This is a genomic window from Methylobacter svalbardensis (assembly GCF_037671525.1).
GTDB classification, from domain to species: domain Bacteria; phylum Pseudomonadota; class Gammaproteobacteria; order Methylococcales; family Methylomonadaceae; genus Methylobacter_A; species Methylobacter_A svalbardensis.
On record NZ_JAWPOH010000020.1, the window covers coordinates 20,950 to 36,450 of the forward strand.

General features: G+C 46.4%; 16 protein-coding genes. 2 read left to right on the top strand and 14 right to left on the bottom strand.

Translation table 11 applies throughout. The features are described from left to right. Positions 1–69: 69 nt before the first annotated feature. Entirely contained in the window at positions 70–318 is a 249-nt protein-coding gene (locus tag RW114_RS09800; RefSeq protein WP_340122569.1) for a twin transmembrane helix small protein, read from the top strand. A 73-nt stretch (positions 319–391) separates the two neighbouring features. On the opposite strand, the gene RW114_RS09805 is transcribed toward RW114_RS09800, so the two are convergent. The 11 genes from RW114_RS09805 to bioB all read right to left on the bottom strand — a co-directional run bounded on the left by RW114_RS09805 (position 392) and on the right by bioB (position 12,037). After that, positions 392–1,255 (bottom strand): cytochrome c oxidase subunit 3, encoded by an 864-nt coding sequence (locus RW114_RS09805; protein WP_340122570.1) that lies wholly within the window; start codon positions 1,253–1,255, stop codon positions 392–394. A gap of 12 nt (positions 1,256–1,267) precedes the next feature. Continuing rightward, complete coding sequence (locus RW114_RS09810) at positions 1,268–1,813, bottom strand: cytochrome c oxidase assembly protein (RefSeq protein WP_340122571.1); 546 nt, start codon at positions 1,811–1,813, stop codon at positions 1,268–1,270. 156 nt (positions 1,814–1,969) lie between these two features. Next, positions 1,970–3,577, bottom strand: a complete 1,608-nt coding sequence (gene ctaD / locus RW114_RS09815) for a cytochrome c oxidase subunit I (protein WP_340122572.1) — start codon at positions 3,575–3,577, stop codon at positions 1,970–1,972. A gap of 54 nt (positions 3,578–3,631) precedes the next feature. Then, positions 3,632–4,786 (bottom strand): cytochrome c oxidase subunit II, encoded by a 1,155-nt coding sequence (gene coxB / locus RW114_RS09820; protein WP_340122573.1) that lies wholly within the window; start codon positions 4,784–4,786, stop codon positions 3,632–3,634. Between the two features lie 241 nt (positions 4,787–5,027). Continuing rightward, complete coding sequence (locus RW114_RS09825; protein WP_340122574.1) at positions 5,028–5,426, bottom strand: bacteriohemerythrin; 399 nt, start codon at positions 5,424–5,426, stop codon at positions 5,028–5,030. Positions 5,427–5,604: 178 nt separating this feature from the next. Next, positions 5,605–7,464 (bottom strand): hypothetical protein, encoded by a 1,860-nt coding sequence (locus tag RW114_RS09830; RefSeq protein ID WP_340122575.1) that lies wholly within the window; start codon positions 7,462–7,464, stop codon positions 5,605–5,607. A gap of 131 nt (positions 7,465–7,595) precedes the next feature. Next, positions 7,596–8,255: a dethiobiotin synthase gene (gene bioD / locus RW114_RS09835; protein ID WP_340122576.1), complete on the bottom strand. Its 660-nt coding sequence runs from the start codon at positions 8,253–8,255 to the stop codon at positions 7,596–7,598. Then, positions 8,255–9,028, bottom strand: coding sequence for a malonyl-ACP O-methyltransferase BioC (gene bioC, locus RW114_RS09840; RefSeq protein ID WP_340122577.1), 774 nt, complete (start codon positions 9,026–9,028; stop codon positions 8,255–8,257). Before bioC ends, bioD begins: the two co-directional genes overlap by 1 nt. Further along, positions 9,019–9,804, bottom strand: a complete 786-nt coding sequence (bioH, locus tag RW114_RS09845; protein ID WP_340122578.1) for a pimeloyl-ACP methyl ester esterase BioH — start codon at positions 9,802–9,804, stop codon at positions 9,019–9,021. The genes bioC and bioH overlap by 10 nt, the downstream gene beginning before the upstream one ends. Further along, a complete protein-coding gene (gene bioF / locus RW114_RS09850; RefSeq protein ID WP_340122579.1) occupies positions 9,801–10,970 on the bottom strand; it encodes an 8-amino-7-oxononanoate synthase in 1,170 nt (389 codons plus the stop codon). Before bioF ends, bioH begins: the two co-directional genes overlap by 4 nt. Before the next feature lie 98 nt (positions 10,971–11,068). Continuing rightward, the gene (gene bioB / locus RW114_RS09855) at positions 11,069–12,037 is read right to left on the bottom strand and encodes a biotin synthase BioB (protein WP_340122580.1); all 969 of its coding nucleotides are present in this window, start codon (positions 12,035–12,037) and stop codon (positions 11,069–11,071) included. A gap of 87 nt (positions 12,038–12,124) precedes the next feature. On the opposite strand from bioB, the gene RW114_RS09860 reads away from it, so the two are divergent. After that, positions 12,125–12,958: a ComF family protein gene (locus RW114_RS09860; protein WP_422614802.1), complete on the top strand. Its 834-nt coding sequence runs from the start codon at positions 12,125–12,127 to the stop codon at positions 12,956–12,958. Positions 12,959–13,144: 186 nt separating this feature from the next. Here the strand turns inward: RW114_RS09860 and rpsI are convergent, their stop codons facing one another. From rpsI to RW114_RS09875, 3 genes are all read right to left on the bottom strand, one after another. Further along, entirely contained in the window at positions 13,145–13,540 is a 396-nt protein-coding gene (rpsI, locus tag RW114_RS09865; protein ID WP_340122581.1) for a 30S ribosomal protein S9, read from the bottom strand. An 11-nt stretch (positions 13,541–13,551) separates the two neighbouring features. Continuing rightward, positions 13,552–13,980, bottom strand: coding sequence for a 50S ribosomal protein L13 (gene rplM, locus RW114_RS09870; RefSeq protein ID WP_340122582.1), 429 nt, complete (start codon positions 13,978–13,980; stop codon positions 13,552–13,554). A 147-nt stretch (positions 13,981–14,127) separates the two neighbouring features. Beyond that, the gene (locus RW114_RS09875; protein WP_340122583.1) at positions 14,128–15,489 is read right to left on the bottom strand and encodes a sigma-54-dependent transcriptional regulator; all 1,362 of its coding nucleotides are present in this window, start codon (positions 15,487–15,489) and stop codon (positions 14,128–14,130) included. Positions 15,490–15,501 lie beyond the last annotated feature (12 nt).

The following is a 15,501-nucleotide window of genomic DNA, read 5'->3' on the forward strand; positions in this document are numbered from 1 at the left end:
TTACCTATTGGCACAAGCACCTAAATAACCGAGAATACAAAAACTTTAACCACCCACTTAACTGCACTCATGATTATAAAAAGTATCGTTATTATCGCCTTTATCCTAATAATTATCAGCCTAGGCTCAGCGCTATTTCATCTGGTTAAACACAGGACTCCGGAACAATCCGAAAAAACAGTTAAAGCCCTGACTTTTCGCATTACCCTTTCAATTATCTTATTCATTTTTATTTTTATAGCCCTGGCAACCGGCATGATCACTCCTCATGGACTGGGCGCCCGAATGCAGCAAGCGCCGAATACCGCTATTAAGTAAAAATCACCAACCATTCCGACAAAAAAAAAGCGCTGTCTGTGAGACAGCGCTTTTATGGGTATGGCTGTTTAGCTTAAATTACATAAACAAATACAAACAAGCCTAACCATACCACGTCAACAAAATGCCAATACCAAGCCGCGGCTTCAAAAGCAAAATGATTTTCCGGTTGGAAATGACCTTTCCAACTACGAAATAAAACAACGCCCAGAATAATAGCCCCTACACAAACATGAAAACCGTGAAAGCCGGTCAACATGAAAAAAGTAGAGCCATAAATACCTGATCCCAAAGTTAATCCCATTTCGGTATAAGCTTCATGATACTCGTATGCCTGGAAAGACACGAACAAGAACCCCAAAACTACGGTAGCGATCAAACCTTTAATTAACTGATCACGGTTTTTTGCCAGCAAGCCGTGATGAGCCCAGGTACAGGATACGCCGCTGGTTAGCAGAATTAAGGTATTCAGAAAAGGCAAACCCCACGCCCCCATAGATTCAAATTCGCCACCGACTTTACCGGGACCATTAGTAGGCCAGGCGGCTTCAAAAGTAGGCCACAATAATTCCTTAGTCGCTGCCCCAGTACCTTCCCCACCCAACCATGGCACCGACAAATTACGTGTATACCAAAGTGTGCCGAAGAAAACAGCAAAAAACATAATTTCTGAAAAGATAAACCACATCATGCCCATGCGATAGGAAATACCTACCTGTGTGCTATACATGCCTGATTCGCTTTCCGCTGACTGCAAAGTGAACCACCCGGCCAGCATAACAACAAAGACAGTCAGTCCTAGCACCATCATGGTTGGGCCGATTGATGAACCATTTAAATAATTTGCAAATCCAGCCAGCATCGTCACTAACCCGGCAGTGCCAATGACCGGCCAGGTAGCTTTATGCGGAATGTAATAAGCGTCACTTGTAGACATAAACTTCCCCTATTATTTTTTTACTGATGTTTCAGTATTGTCAAAAAATGTATATGCAAGTGTAATCGTTTTATATTTTTCAGGTAGCTCAGGATCGACAACAAACCGCACCGGCATAGTTCTGCCTTCTCGCGCTTTGAACGTCTGTTCTGAAAAACAAAAACACTCTGTTTTTTTAAAAAATTCAGCAGTTAGTCCGGGCGAAATACTTGGAATTGCCCGAGCAACCATGACTTTATCGGTCTTATTTTCCGCATAAAAATTCACCGTATAATATTCGCCTGGATGAACTTTTAATTTTTTTATTTCCGAACGAAACACCATCGGTGTTGCCTCATTCAGCGCGGTGATAAATTCTACGGTAATCTCTCTGTTTTTATCAACTACGTAGCTGACTTCCTTGACAGCAGCCGCTTCAACTTTGCCATTAATGCCTGTTATTTCACACAATACATCATAAAGCGGAACCAGAGCATAACCGAAACCAAACATTCCCAGCACAACCAACACCAACACCCGAACCAGCTTAGCGTTTTTTTTGGCAATGCCTTCACTCATTGAGAAACCGCTCTTATCACTGCAAAAACATAAATAATGACTGCAATCGTTACCAAAATCACTGCTGTCAAAATATTTTTCTGTTTGGTATTCATTATTTCATCCGATACGTTATCTAAGCAGGTTGCTTTTGCAAGCAACCTGAAATGCAACCCCCTAGACATGTTCAGTAGGTATAACTGCTGGTGGTGTAGTAAATGAATGATACGGCGGTGGTGACGGCAAAGTCCACTCCAGGCTATGCTTGGCTGCATCTTCCCACACTTCAGCCGTTACTTTTTCGCCGGTTCCGCCTCTGATGGTATGAATAACGACATACAAGAATAGCAGTTGACTGGCGCCGAATATAAAACCACCAATACTGGAAATCATATTCCAATCCGCAAATTGAACGGCATAATCGGGGATTCTGCGCGGCATACCTGCTAACCCTAAGAAATGCTGAGGGAAAAACAAGATATTAACTGACACCACGGACAACCAGAAATGCAAGCGGCCAATTCTTTCGTCATACATATGGCCGGTCCATTTAGGCAGCCAAAAATAACCGGCAGCCATCAATATAAAGACCGAAGCTGGAACCAGCGTGTAATGGAAATGAGCGACAATAAAGTAAGTATCGTGATACTGGAAATCAACGGGGGCAATAGCCATCATTAAGCCAGTGAATCCACCCATCGTAAACAAAACGACAAAAGCAATACTAAACAGCATAGGCGTTTCAAAAGTCATCGAACCTTTCCACATGGTTGCAGTCCAGTTAAAAACTTTAACCCCGGTAGGAATTGCAATTAACATGGTTGCATACATGAAATACAGTTCGCCCGCTATCGGCATGCCCACGGTAAACATGTGGTGAGCCCAGACGATGAATGACAAAAATGCAATTGCTGCCGTTGCATAAACCATTGAGCTGTAACCAAACAAAGGCTTACGTGCAAACACCGGAATAATGGTAGAAGCCACGCCGAAAGTAGGCAGAATCATTACATAAACTTCAGGATGCCCAAAGAACCAGAAAATATGTTGATAAAGAACCGGATCGCCCCCACCCGCCGCATCAAAAAAGCTGGTGTGAAAAAATTTGTCTGTTAACAGCATGGTCACTGCGCCCGCAAAAACCGGCATAATTGCGATTAACAAGAAAGCGGTAATCAACCAGGTCCAAACAAACATCGGCATTTTCATTAAGGTCATGCCGGGGGCGCGCATATTGAAAATGGTTGCAATGATATTAATCCCCCCCATGATTGACGAGATACCCAGCAAATGCACCGAGAAAATCGCGAAAGGCAATGCCTTACCGGTTTGCAATACTAACGGCGGATACAAGGTCCAACCGGCAGCAGGTGCGCCACCTTCCATGAATAAGGTGCTGGCCAGCAATAAAACACCGGCAACCAACAACCAGAAACTCATGTTATTCATACGCGGTAATGCCATATCCGGAGAGCCAATCATCATTGGAATCATCCAGTTGGCTAAGCCGACGAATGCCGGCATCACTGCGCCAAACACCATAACCAAGGCGTGCATAGTGGTCATTGAATTAAAAAACTGGGGATTAACAAACTGCATACCCGGTTCAAATAATTCGGCGCGAATAACCATTGCCATTGCGCCGCCAACAAAAAACATCGTCAGGGCAAACAGCAAATATAACGTGCCGATGTCTTTATGATTGGTGGTAATAACCCATCTTAAGAGTCCCTTAGCAGGACCATGATCATGATGATCATCATGTTCAGCGACTACAGCAGACATATTTTATACCTCTTGAATACATAAAAAAGATTAGATCGATAACAACGCAATGACTTATTCATTTTTATCTGCAGCGGATGTTGCCGATTGCAGAGCCTGAATAGCGGAAGGTTGAATAGAATCCCCCACTGCGTTACCCAGACCATTACGGGTATAGGTTACGACTGCAGCAAAATCGACTGCGCTTAACATTTTTCCGAAAGCCGGCATCATGCCTTTTCCGTCCGACATAAGCTTAACTTGAGCATTAATGTCACCGGTTACCACGGGACTTGCCGTTATCGCAGGGAAAGTGCCCGGCAGCCCGGCACCGTCTGCCATATGACAAGAAGAACAGCTGGTATCATAAATGGATTTACCTTTAGCAACGAGCTCTTCAGTCGTCCACTGCTTGCTTGCCGAGCCTGCTTCAGCCGCTACAGCCGCTTTTTGTTTTTCTACCCAGGCATCGTAATCAGGCTCATCCATTGCAATAACAACGATTGGCATAAAGCCATGATCCTTACCGCAAAGCTCAGTACATTGCCCTCGATAAGTACCCGGCTCATTTACAGAAGTCCATGATTCGTTGATAAATCCAGGATTAGTATCCTTTTTCCAGCCTAAATCCGGTACCCACCATGAATGGATTACGTCTGCCGAGGTAAATACAAAACGAATTTTCTTTTTAGTTGGGATAACTAACGGCTTGTCAACATTCAACAGGTAATGAGGAACCGACCGTGGGTCTATACCTGAACCTACCTGACGTGCTTTATTACTGGCCTCATCCAGGCTACTGAAAAAATGAATTCCATTATCAAGATACTCATATTCCCACTTCCACTGATGCCCGGTTACCTTAATAGACATTTCGGCTTCTTGCACATCGTCCAACTCTATCATGGCTTTTGTAGCTGGAATAGCCATGCCAATCAAAATTATGGTCGGGACAATCGTCCACATAATTTCAACTGTCGTATTCTCATGAAACTGCGCCGCTTTATGACCTTTTGATTTACGATGATGATAAATCGAATAGAACATAGTTCCGAACACACCGATACCTATGAATACACAAATCCATAAAATCAGCATGTGCAGGTCATAAATGTCATTACTGACCTTTGTAACCCCTTTCATTAGATTGAGCGTGTAATCCGCCTGCGCTGTCCCTAGGCCTAAAGCCATTAAGATCAGACCGGCGAACAGTTGCTTTGTTTTCTTCACGGAGCAGCCTCCTCGTTAGTAGTTATAAACTCTTGTATGCGTTATATCGTTTCGTAATGTTGGGACATACCAGACTAGCCCGATTCCCTTTACGTAATAATTATCACAAATAAACTTTTCAATTTTAACCTATGAGGGCAATCTATACCAGCTGTCCTTTTTCTGATTTTATTTGGCGCAAAAAAAAGGCCTGTGAATCAATGCAATTCACAAGCCTTTTATTTTTAACGTTGGAACCCGATCAGCTGTTTAACGTATCGGCATAAGGCATATCGAAGTTAGGAATGTGGCTATCCAGCCAACCCTTAAGCAATTGACCGACGCCTTCGTCAACTTCTGCCTCACCTGCATGAAACTTTGTTTGCAGACCGGCACAAATGCCTATCAGAGCTTCATGTTCTGCTTTGTGGCGTTCGTAACTTGCATAACCTTTTGCCAACATTTCTCTTTCTTCATGAGCAAAATGATCAACGACATAAGCAATCAAATAATCTAATTGCGCACCTACTGCAGAGCGCTGTGCTCCACTTGTCGCTAGATCATACAGTTTATTAAGCTTATCGAACAAAATCTTATGTTCATCATCTGCAAAGCCGACATTGGTGCCGAACTGACTAGCTGTCCAAGTAATTAAAGCCATAATGTTTCTCCTGATAGTGTTATTTATTATTAATTATTTACCACACAAATATTATGGATTATATTCAACTCCAAATCCATATTTAATTTATGTTATTAACCAATTTGCTTTCCAGTCCCGTCCCAAAAAAATTTGTTAATTTTCATAACGGGACAGCCCTATCAAAATAACCTTATCGTTAGCGCAACTTTGCCAGAAAAGCGGGATCAATTCGACAGCCGCCAACTTCGGGACGATCCAACAGATCCTGTTCGAAATCCCGGTAAGTGGATAACTGAAATGCAATACGCGTAATCTTACCGCCGGAAAATTCAAATTCCATCGCACCTCCTTTAATACGCGCACTACCTTCTTTAGTGGTAAACAATAAAATGCCCGCAGATTTACCCAAGCTATCAGGAACCGGCCGCGCACAACTCAATTCGTTTAATGACAACCCTGAAAAGACTTGCGCCAATTGACGAGCACTGACAATAATGCCCTCGCCAGGAATAGGCGCAACAGCAGATGCAACCGGATCGACCGATACTTCCTCAGGGACGGGGACTGCTGACACTACCGGAGGATTCAGCAACAATCCCAAGCCGAAATCACCTAAATGATTTTGCAGCAACACACTACCGTCGCCATTTTTTGCGGTACTGAGCAAAGGAAACAACTGCTGCTCCATTTCCGTTTTGTTTGAATTTTTCAACACCGCAACCAACTGCCGTTCTATCGACTTAAGCGGCGCAAATGTGTGCTCTTTTTTATGACTCGCCTCACCCATCTGATGCCAGTCAGACGGCGTATTGACCGGCAAACCCATCGCTTTCATAACCGCATAATCGTCAGTTGCCAGACAGTTAGCAAAGTTTTTACTGCGATAAGCTTCTATGACCTTGGGCCGCATTTCTTCACCCTGCGTCTTTTGTCGACTGATGTTGTAGTTATTCCAATCGTCATTTTTAGCCAGGAAATAGTAAATTACCGCATTGCGATCAAACTTATTAAAGCCTAAATCCTTCATCACCAGTTTCAATTTTCGGCAATTACCCTCCACTTCCTGGTAATTATTCCAATTAGGTTTTAAATTCGGTTTTGCCGGATGCTTCGACTGCTCAATCAATTGCTGAAGATTGATGTCCCCGGCCGCAGATTTTATCGGCGAATAGCCTATTTCTTCAAAGGATAAATCACGTGCATCGGGAATGCCGTCAGCGGTCGTCTTTAGCAATAAAGAAGGCAGGATTTCCGGATAAATCTTTAGTTCACCCAACTGTTTAGTATCCGAACCCAGCAGATTAAACCCGCCTTCCGCCACATCATAAACCTTAAATATTGTCTGATTCAGCGTTCCGATTTTACCCAAAAAAGCCGTGGCTGCCGGTAGTGAATGCGACTCCGAACTATGTTTGGCCGACTGATGAGGCACCGGTGTTGCTACTTCCGTAGCCGCCTGCTGATTGCTCTTTACCCATTGCCCGGCAACCTGCCCCATAATCGCAACCCCCATGCCGACACCGGTTAGCGCCAGCAAATTGCTGGCCGCATTCACATTGCCGACCAGACCCGACACATCCACGTCGCTGTTCGCATTGGTGTAAAAATTATAATCGACCAGGGTTTCCTTGCCCGAATCCAGCCGTATCCACGGGGTCAGGTAAAGCTTTTTAGCATCGAATGTAAAGTTGCACTTGCCTGTGGTTGCCTGATACGAAAAACCGGTGGCTTCACGACTGAATTTAAGCGCCTCATTACGCACACTGTAAATAAGCGCCGCCGATAAATCCCCCTTTTCATAAGACGGCGCCATATTGGTACAGCCGCCTTTTAAAACATTTTCGCCTTTAAAATCGAACTCCGAAACTAACCGCACATAATAGTCGTCGCCATCAATGACCTGGAAACCTTGCAAAGGCTGGAACTGGCTGACCTGAGTCGACGGATGATCAAGCACAATTTGCCGGGTCGAGGCACATCCGGACAACAACGTACCGACAACTAAAATAAATTTTACTGATGAGAACTTTATAGATAAGTTATGGCGAATCGTCATGCATTAACCTTGTGCCGTCAGTTAAACGGATAATCAAGCTGAGAAAAAAATGAAAATAATAGGGCTTTCAAAGAGACTTTGTCATGTTTTATTTTTGCCACTCTGCCGGTAAAGGCATTATCAAGGGTGAATTATAGCTTCAGTTGCCCCGAGAGAAAATCGAAATCCGCGACTTCCGTATAAGGCAACACACCCAGCAAAGTTGGGGCTACAGCGGCTTTTATGCTGAGTATATTCTCGTCCCTGTTTAGCAATTCCGGGTCTGTACAGACTGCAATCCAACCGGCACAGTTTACGCCCGACTGCGCGATCGCCTGATAAGTCAATCGCGCATGATTGATGCAACCCAGTCTGATGGCGACAACCAAAATCACCGGCAGAGACAGTGCTATTGCCAAGTCGCTATTCGCTTCCCGTTCATTTAAAGGACTGTACCAACCTCCGGCGCCTTCAACAACAACAATATCAGCTAGATTTTTTAACAGCTCAAATTTAGCAACCAACTGATCCAGTTTGACTGGGTTGTTTATGCCCGCAATATGCGGTGAAACCGGCAGTTCGTAGGCATAGGGATTGATTAAATCATAGTCAATCGGCAATGACGCATTTTCTTGCATCAGCAACGCATCTTCATTTTTCAGCTGCCCATCCTGCATCAAGCAACCTGAAGCGACAGGCTTCATGCCTGCAACTGATTTCCCCTGATTTTTCAAGTAACGCATCAGCGCAATCGTTGCCCAGGTCTTGCCGGCATTGGTGTCGGTTCCGGTTATAAAGTAACCTTTTTCCATTAGCTTGCCGCGACCATAATAACCTCGTAAGTCGCGGGAACCCGATCGTCGGTTCGATGCCGCTCATAAGTCGCAATCATGCGCTGCATCTGCGTTTTGGTAGTGATGTTTTTATTACGCCCGACAATCATGTTATGCGCACCGATGTGCTTTAGCTCCTTCATCAGCGCCAAAACCGAACCGTAGTTCGATATATAAAGCTTGGTTTCAATCTTTATCTCGGTATAGCCCGCCAACTGAAGAAAGCGGGTCAGCTGTTGCTCACTGTAAAAGTCGTTAACGTGCTGGTAGTCGTCGACATCCGCCCACGCGGCTTTTAATTCCTGTAACGTTTGCGGACCGAATGTCGAGAAAACCAGCCTGCCGCCCGGTTTCATTACCCGTTTAATATCGATAAAAACGGCCTCAAGGTTGATACACCATTGCAAAGCGAGATTGGAGAAAACGCCATCGACCACTTGTCCGGCTAGCGGCAGCTGTTCAGCATCGGCACATAAATAGCTGACATTAGGTGTATCTGCCAGCTTCGTTCGCGTTAGCTGCAACATCGGCAAGGCAATATCCAAAGCGACAATGGGCTGAGCAAACCCCAACAGTTCGGAGGTTAAAAAACCGGTGCCGCAACCCAGGTCCAGCAGAGTACCTGCCAGCTTTTCAGTATCTATGGTACCCAGCAGCGCTCTACCGACAATGCGCTGCAATGCGGCAACGCCATCATAAGTCACCGCGGCCGCCGCAAATGATTGTTTGATTTTGGCTTTATCTAAAGGCATTGCTCATCCATAAATCGGGAAATAATCGCCAATGTTTCCCTGCTATGTGACAAAAACGGCACATGTCCTGCACTGTCGATGATATTTAATTCCAGACTCGGCAATAACTGCTGCATTTTTTGAGCTACGGCGACAGGAACCAGGGTATCCAGACTGCCTAAGATGACCGACACAGGCGTTTTTAATTCGGATAAAACTGGCCTCATGTCTGCCTGTTTCAGTATCGCCAAACCGCCTTGCAAGGTATGCCCATCAGGCGGATCGCATTCGTATATGGCTGCTCTAAGTACCTTCAATAGAGCCTTTTGCTCGGGCAAGCCGTTTACCTGCAAGGATAAAAAGCGCAGTAAAGTCGCCTGACAGCTTTCATTCAACTGATCGGCAAAATCATCGAGCAACCGGATATCCATGCCGGGCCAGTCATGTGTTCCCAGGCCGGAACGGGTAAAACAGGGATTGCCCGCCAGTAAAACCAGTGAAGATACCCGATCAGGATAACGACTGGCTATATCAAGCACCACCGTAGCGCCAAAAGACCAACCCAGCCAACAGCTCTGCTCGGGGATCGCATTAACCAACTCGGCGCTAATCCGTTCCAGCGTAAACGGATCGATTTTTTCGCTATGCCCGTGTCCCGGCAAATCGATACAGGTGACCTGATAGTTGAGCGCCAATTGCCGGGCAAACTCCCGCCAAATGCCGGTATGCATCGCCCAACCATGCACCAGCACTATGGGTTTGCCTTTGCCGAAGGTTTCCAGGTGAATTGTTGTCACTTGCGGCCTACGATAATTTTGGCTAGCGCGTCCAGCAACTGATCGACATGCTGCTGCTCGTGCAACGCTGAAAAAGTCACCCGCAATCTTGCGCTACCTTGAGGCACGGTCGGCGGACGAATAGCGTTGACTAAAAAACCGGCATTCAACAAAGCATTGCTGATGTCTACGGCTTTTTGACTGTCGCCGATCAGGATGGGCTGTATAGCCGACGCTGATGCCATCACCTGCAGTCCGAGCTGCTCCGCGCCCAACCTGAACCGCTCCGACAGCGCCCTCAGCTTGTCCCGGCGCCAGCTTTCTTCGATGACAATTTTTAAACTTGCCCGTGTCGCCTCGGCAACCGCTGCCGGTAAAGCGGTGGTATAAACATAAGTGCGAGCTTTCTGGATCAGGGTTTCAATCAACACCTCGGAACCCGCGACAAACGCGCCGAAAGTACCAAAACCTTTACCCAAGGTCCCCATCAGCACCGGCACATCATCCTGGCCAAGACCGTAATGCTCCAAAATCCCGCCGCCATGTTCGCCGATTACACCCAGGCCGTGCGCATCGTCAACCATCAGCCAGGCATCATGATTTTTTGCGGCAGCAGCCAATTCATCCAGCGGTGCAAAATCGCCATCCATGCTGAATACGCCATCGGTAACGATCAGCTTGTTGCCTGCGGCTTTGCTCAGATTTGCTTCGAGATCAGCCAGATCGGCATGAGCATAACGCTTAAATCGGGCGCCGGACAACAGGCCGCCATCCAGTAAGGACGCATGATTTAATCGGTCTTCAAATACCGCATCGCCGCGCCCCAATAAAGCCGAAATTACGCCGATATTTGCCATGTATCCGGTAGAAAACAATAATACCCGGTCGCGTCCAGTGAAAGCGGCGAGCTCTTCTTCCAGAGCATGATGAGCCGTGCTATGTCCGCAAATCAAATGCGCAGAACCACTGCCAACTCCGTATTGATCTACCCCGGATTTAAACGCATTGACTACATCGGGATGATTAGCCAGCCCCAGGTAATCATTGCTGCTAAAATTGATCAGTTTTCTGCCGTCAATTTCCAGGTTAATGCCTTGAGGGGATGCTATGATCCGCCGCGAACGATACAAGCCTTGTTGGGCAATATCGTCCAGGTTGGCGGTTAATTTTGAGAATGGGGACGTCATTGGATTTAAGGTTTGTATCCACGAAAAGCACGAAATAAATTACTTTGACTATTTTCGTACTTTTCGTGTCTTTCGTGGATTACTTTATTTCTCCAGGATCAAGCGTAACTTGAGCCGCCTGAATACACACCTAGCCGCTCAAACAAAGCCAAATCATGGTTAGTCATCGGATTATCGGTAGTCAACAACTTATCGCCATAAAAAATCGAATTGGCACCGGCCAGAAAACACAGCGCCTGCATTTCATCGCTCATGTTATTGCGCCCTGCGGACAACCGCACCCGTGATTTTGGCATCATCATTCTGGCAACCGCAATGGTTCTGATAAAGATAATGGGATCTAAAGCTTCAGTTCCCATTAACGGTGTGCCTTCGACCTGCACCAGCATATTGACCGGCACGCTTTCAGGATGCTTGGGCAAATTTGCCAGCTCGATTAAAAGCTTGGCGCGATCAACAGCGCTCTCGCCCATACCGATAATGCCGCCGCAACATACATTAATCCCGGCATCCCTGACCCGCGCCAGCGTATCCAGACGATCCCGATAAGTCCGCGTGGTGATGACTTCGGAATAATAGTCTTCGGATGTATCCAGATTGTGGTTGTAATAATCCAGACCGCCCTCTTTTAAGCGGGCCGTTTGCGCATCGGTCAACATGCCTAAGGTTACGCAGGTTTCCAGACCTAAGGCCTTAACACCCTGAACCATTTCCACCACCCGCTCCACATCCCTGTCTTTAGGCTGACGCCAGGCCGCGCCCATACAAAAACGCGATGCGCCTTGATCTTTAGCCAGTTGCGCCGCCTTCAAAACCGCATCCACCGGCATTAATGCCTCGGGCGTCAAATCGGAATCATAGCGGGCGCTTTGCGGGCAATAGCCGCAGTCTTCCGAACAGGAGCCGGTTTTAATACTCAGCAGACTGCTAATCTGAACTTCATTGGGATCGAAATTCTCTCGGTGTACGGTTTGCGCCTTAAAAATCAGGTCATTAAAAGGCAACGCATAAAGCGCTTGCACTTCATCCAACTGCCAGTCATGGCGAATTGCAGGGTTTGCAGACATTCTGTTAAGCTCCAATATAGGATGGACTAAGATGTGAAGTCCATCGATCGCGAACGACGATAAACTTGTCAACCTGTTCATATAAAAATGGTATACAACTGGATCAATATTATACAGGATTACCTGCTTCCGCCTACTTGCATCTTATGCGGAAACCCAGGACACGATTCCCGCGACATTTGCCATTCGTGCTATACGCAACTGCCTCGAAATAATCACTGCTGTTATCAATGCGCAGAAATACTGGAAATATCCACAGCAGACCCGGCACAATCATGCTGGACAATCCCTGCCCAGCACCCTTCGGGCGCTTCGCGCACAAAACCGCTTCCGGCGGTTTTGTGCGGTCGCTGCCTGAGCCGCCAGCCCGCCTTTGATGAGACTGTCGCGCCGTTCATCCATCAAGGTGCCATCCGGCATTTAATCAGCACCTTAAAATTCGGCGCCAACCACAAGAATGCGCGCTTACTCGGCATGTTATTAGCCGACCACCTGACAAATCTGTCTGGAACAAATTTGCATTTACCCGAAGGGTGTCGGGCAGGAAAGCACGGCATGAAACAGACCGCCGACCGGCCCGACTTGATTTTACCGGTTCCGCTGCATAAAGCCCGCTATCGCCAGCGAGGCTTCAACCAGGCCATAGAAATTGCCAGAATCGTAAGCCGAGAATTACAGATTCCGCTAGATCTTAACAGCTGCAGGCGCAATCGCGACACGCCCCATCAAACCCAATTACCCGCCAAAAAACGCCGTAAAAACCTGAAAAATGCGTTTTCAATCGTCAAGCCCATCCATGTCCAGCACATCGCAATACTCGACGATGTAATGACCACCGGCTCCACCGCCCATGAACTGGCTTATGCATTGAAAAAAGCCGGCGCTAGCCGGGTAGATGTCTGGGTGTGTGCCAGGGCTTGATTCGCATCAATCTGTGGCTATTTGTTAACAGCCAAACTTAAGCCATCAAGAATAAACAATCGCAACAACCGAAATTTTCACCGCCCATCCTCTTTTAAATAACCATAAAAAAGGCCGCATTCTTACGAATGCAGCCTTTTTTGTTTCCACATGCGTAACCGGGGGTTACTGCATGGAAGTAATCGATTAACGTTTCGAGTACTGTGGACGTTTTCTGGCTTTGTGCAAACCCACTTTTTTACGTTCAACAATACGTGAATCGCGGGTAACAAAACCGGCTTTTCTAAGCGCTGGACGCAAGGTTTCATCATATACCATCAACGCACGAGTCAAACCGTGACGAATAGCGCCAGCCTGTCCAGATGGACCGCCGCCTTTAACGATGACATTAATATCGAATTTGCCTTCCATATCAACACAACCCAATGGTTGACGAGAAACCATCTGGTCGGTTTTACGACCGAAATATTCTTCGAGGGTTTTTTTGTTAATAGTGATTTTTCCGGTACCTGACGTTGCATAAACACGTGCTATTGCACATTTACGACGACCTGTTCCGTAATACTGAGCTGCTGCTGCCATGATCTACCCGCTTATAATTCTAATACTTGTGGCTGTTGAGCCTGATGATCGTGTTCAGGACCTGCATAGACTTTCAATTTCTTGAACATTGCACGACCCAGTGGATTGTTAGGTAACATTCCTTTAACTGCTGTAGTAAGAATACGATCAGGGAAAGTTTTTCTCAATTTACCCAAGGTAACAGTCTTAAGATTACCGATATAACCGGTATGATGCTGATACAACTTATTTTTTTCTTTATTGCCGGTAACGCCTATCTTCTCTGCATTTACTACAATAATGTAATCACCGGTATCAACATGCGGTGTGTATTCTGGTTTATGTTTACCGCGAAGGCGAAGCGCAATTTCAGAAGCAAGACGACCAAGTGTCTTTCCTTCTGCATCGACCACGAACCAATCACGCTTAACTTCTGCTGGCTTTGCACTAAATGTTTTCATCGTTGCTTAGGCTTACTGTTAAAGGCTTGAATATAAAGAACGAGATTCTACTAAGAATTACCAAAACTTTCAAGTTTATTTGTAATTTAAGTACAAGGTGAAGGGCGAAAAAAGCATGTGCCTTGAACCTTTCGTCTTGTGCCTGCCTTACAATTTTATATTCAATGAATGCAGCTTACGATAAAGATGCGTTCTCTCCATACCCACTGCGGCTGACAATTTTGCAACACTACCGCCGGTACGCTCAAAATGGTATTCCAGATAGGCCTTTTCAAAATGATCTCGGGCCTCTTTTAACGGTAAATTAAAGAACTCAGGCACCGAATGCGCCGTAACGGTATCACCAATCACAGAACCCAACGCCGCCTTCACCTCATCCAACTCTATTTCTTCCCCCACACCCAGTATCATTAAGCGCTGCACCAGGTTTTTCAATTCCCGTACATTGCCGCGCCAACTGTAATTACGCAAATAGTTTTGCGCTGCCATCGAAAACTTCCGAAAAGGCAATCTATCCTGACTGACAAAATAATCCACATAAAAACTCAGTAATGCAGGCACATCCTCACTGTGTTCCCGTAGCGGTTGAACGTCGAGCGAGACCTCATTAAGGAGATAATATAAATCTTGCCGAAAACGACCCGCCTTAACCTCCTCATCCAAGGCAATGCGGGTTGACGCGACCACCCGAACTTCAACACGAACCGCCTCGCCACCCCCTACTCGCAGGAATGAACTTGACTCCAGCGCGCCGAGCAACCTTAGTTGCGTTTCCTTATCCATGCCGCCGATTTCGCCTAAAAACAGCGTCCCCTTATGCGCTCGCTCCAACAAACCCGGATAAATCTTACCCGCATCCTCTTTGCCGAAAAACTCCACCGCCGAATTTTCCGGCGATATACTGCCTACCGCCACATCCACAAAAGGACCGTCTCGATGGAGGCTGTTATTATGCAGGTAACGCGCATACATCTCCTTACCAACACCCGCCTCACCGACAAACAACACCCTGGCATCATGCTGGGCCAAGCGCTTTAATTGATCCTTCATTCTCGCAACGGCAGCACTCTTGCCAACCGGTTCAATATCGGCGACTAACAGCTGTTTAAGCCCCGCATTTTCTATTTGCAGACTACTGGCCTCCAAAGCCCTTTCTACAATCAATAATAATTTTGCTAGAGACAACGGCTTCTCAAGAAAATCATAAGCTCCCAGCCGAGTCGCCTCAACAGCGGCTTCAACAGAGCCGTGTCCTGACATCATAACCACAGGACAAAGCATGGCTTCTTCAACAACCCATTCTTTCAACAAGGTTATGCCATCGGTATCCGGCATCCAAATATCAAGCAGGATCAGATCAGGAATTTCAGACTTTTTTAACTCCCTGGCGGTGCCGGCATTTTCAGCCGTAGCGACCTGATAACCTTCATCCTCAAGAATTTCACAGACCAGTCGGCGAATGTCCGGCTCATCATCTACAACCAATATTCGCGGTATGTTTGCATTCATATTGTTTTACAA

What these genes read in the sequence shown, in the direction of transcription:
- bioD (WP_340122576.1), bottom strand. Translation starts at nt 8,255, where the DNA reads ATGGAAAAAGGTTACTTTATAACCGGAACCGACACCAATGCCGGCAAG.
- RW114_RS09810 (WP_340122571.1), bottom strand. Translation starts at nt 1,813, where the DNA reads ATGAGTGAAGGCATTGCCAAAAAAAACGCTAAGCTGGTTCGGGTGTTG.
- rplM (WP_340122582.1), bottom strand. Translation starts at nt 13,980, where the DNA reads ATGAAAACATTTAGTGCAAAGCCAGCAGAAGTTAAGCGTGATTGGTTC.
- rpsI (WP_340122581.1), bottom strand. Translation starts at nt 13,540, where the DNA reads ATGGCAGCAGCAGCTCAGTATTACGGAACAGGTCGTCGTAAATGTGCA.
- RW114_RS09800 (WP_340122569.1), top strand. Translation starts at nt 70, where the DNA reads ATGATTATAAAAAGTATCGTTATTATCGCCTTTATCCTAATAATTATC.
- RW114_RS09825 (WP_340122574.1), bottom strand. Translation starts at nt 5,426, where the DNA reads ATGGCTTTAATTACTTGGACAGCTAGTCAGTTCGGCACCAATGTCGGC.
- bioB (WP_340122580.1), bottom strand. Translation starts at nt 12,037, where the DNA reads ATGTCTGCAAACCCTGCAATTCGCCATGACTGGCAGTTGGATGAAGTG.
- RW114_RS09805 (WP_340122570.1), bottom strand. Translation starts at nt 1,255, where the DNA reads ATGTCTACAAGTGACGCTTATTACATTCCGCATAAAGCTACCTGGCCG.
- RW114_RS09860 (WP_422614802.1), top strand. Translation starts at nt 12,125, where the DNA reads ATGGTATACAACTGGATCAATATTATACAGGATTACCTGCTTCCGCCT.
- bioC (WP_340122577.1), bottom strand. Translation starts at nt 9,028, where the DNA reads ATGCCTTTAGATAAAGCCAAAATCAAACAATCATTTGCGGCGGCCGCG.
- RW114_RS09875 (WP_340122583.1), bottom strand. Translation starts at nt 15,489, where the DNA reads ATGAATGCAAACATACCGCGAATATTGGTTGTAGATGATGAGCCGGAC.
- RW114_RS09830 (WP_340122575.1), bottom strand. Translation starts at nt 7,464, where the DNA reads ATGACGATTCGCCATAACTTATCTATAAAGTTCTCATCAGTAAAATTT.
- ctaD (WP_340122572.1), bottom strand. Translation starts at nt 3,577, where the DNA reads ATGTCTGCTGTAGTCGCTGAACATGATGATCATCATGATCATGGTCCT.
- bioF (WP_340122579.1), bottom strand. Translation starts at nt 10,970, where the DNA reads ATGACGTCCCCATTCTCAAAATTAACCGCCAACCTGGACGATATTGCC.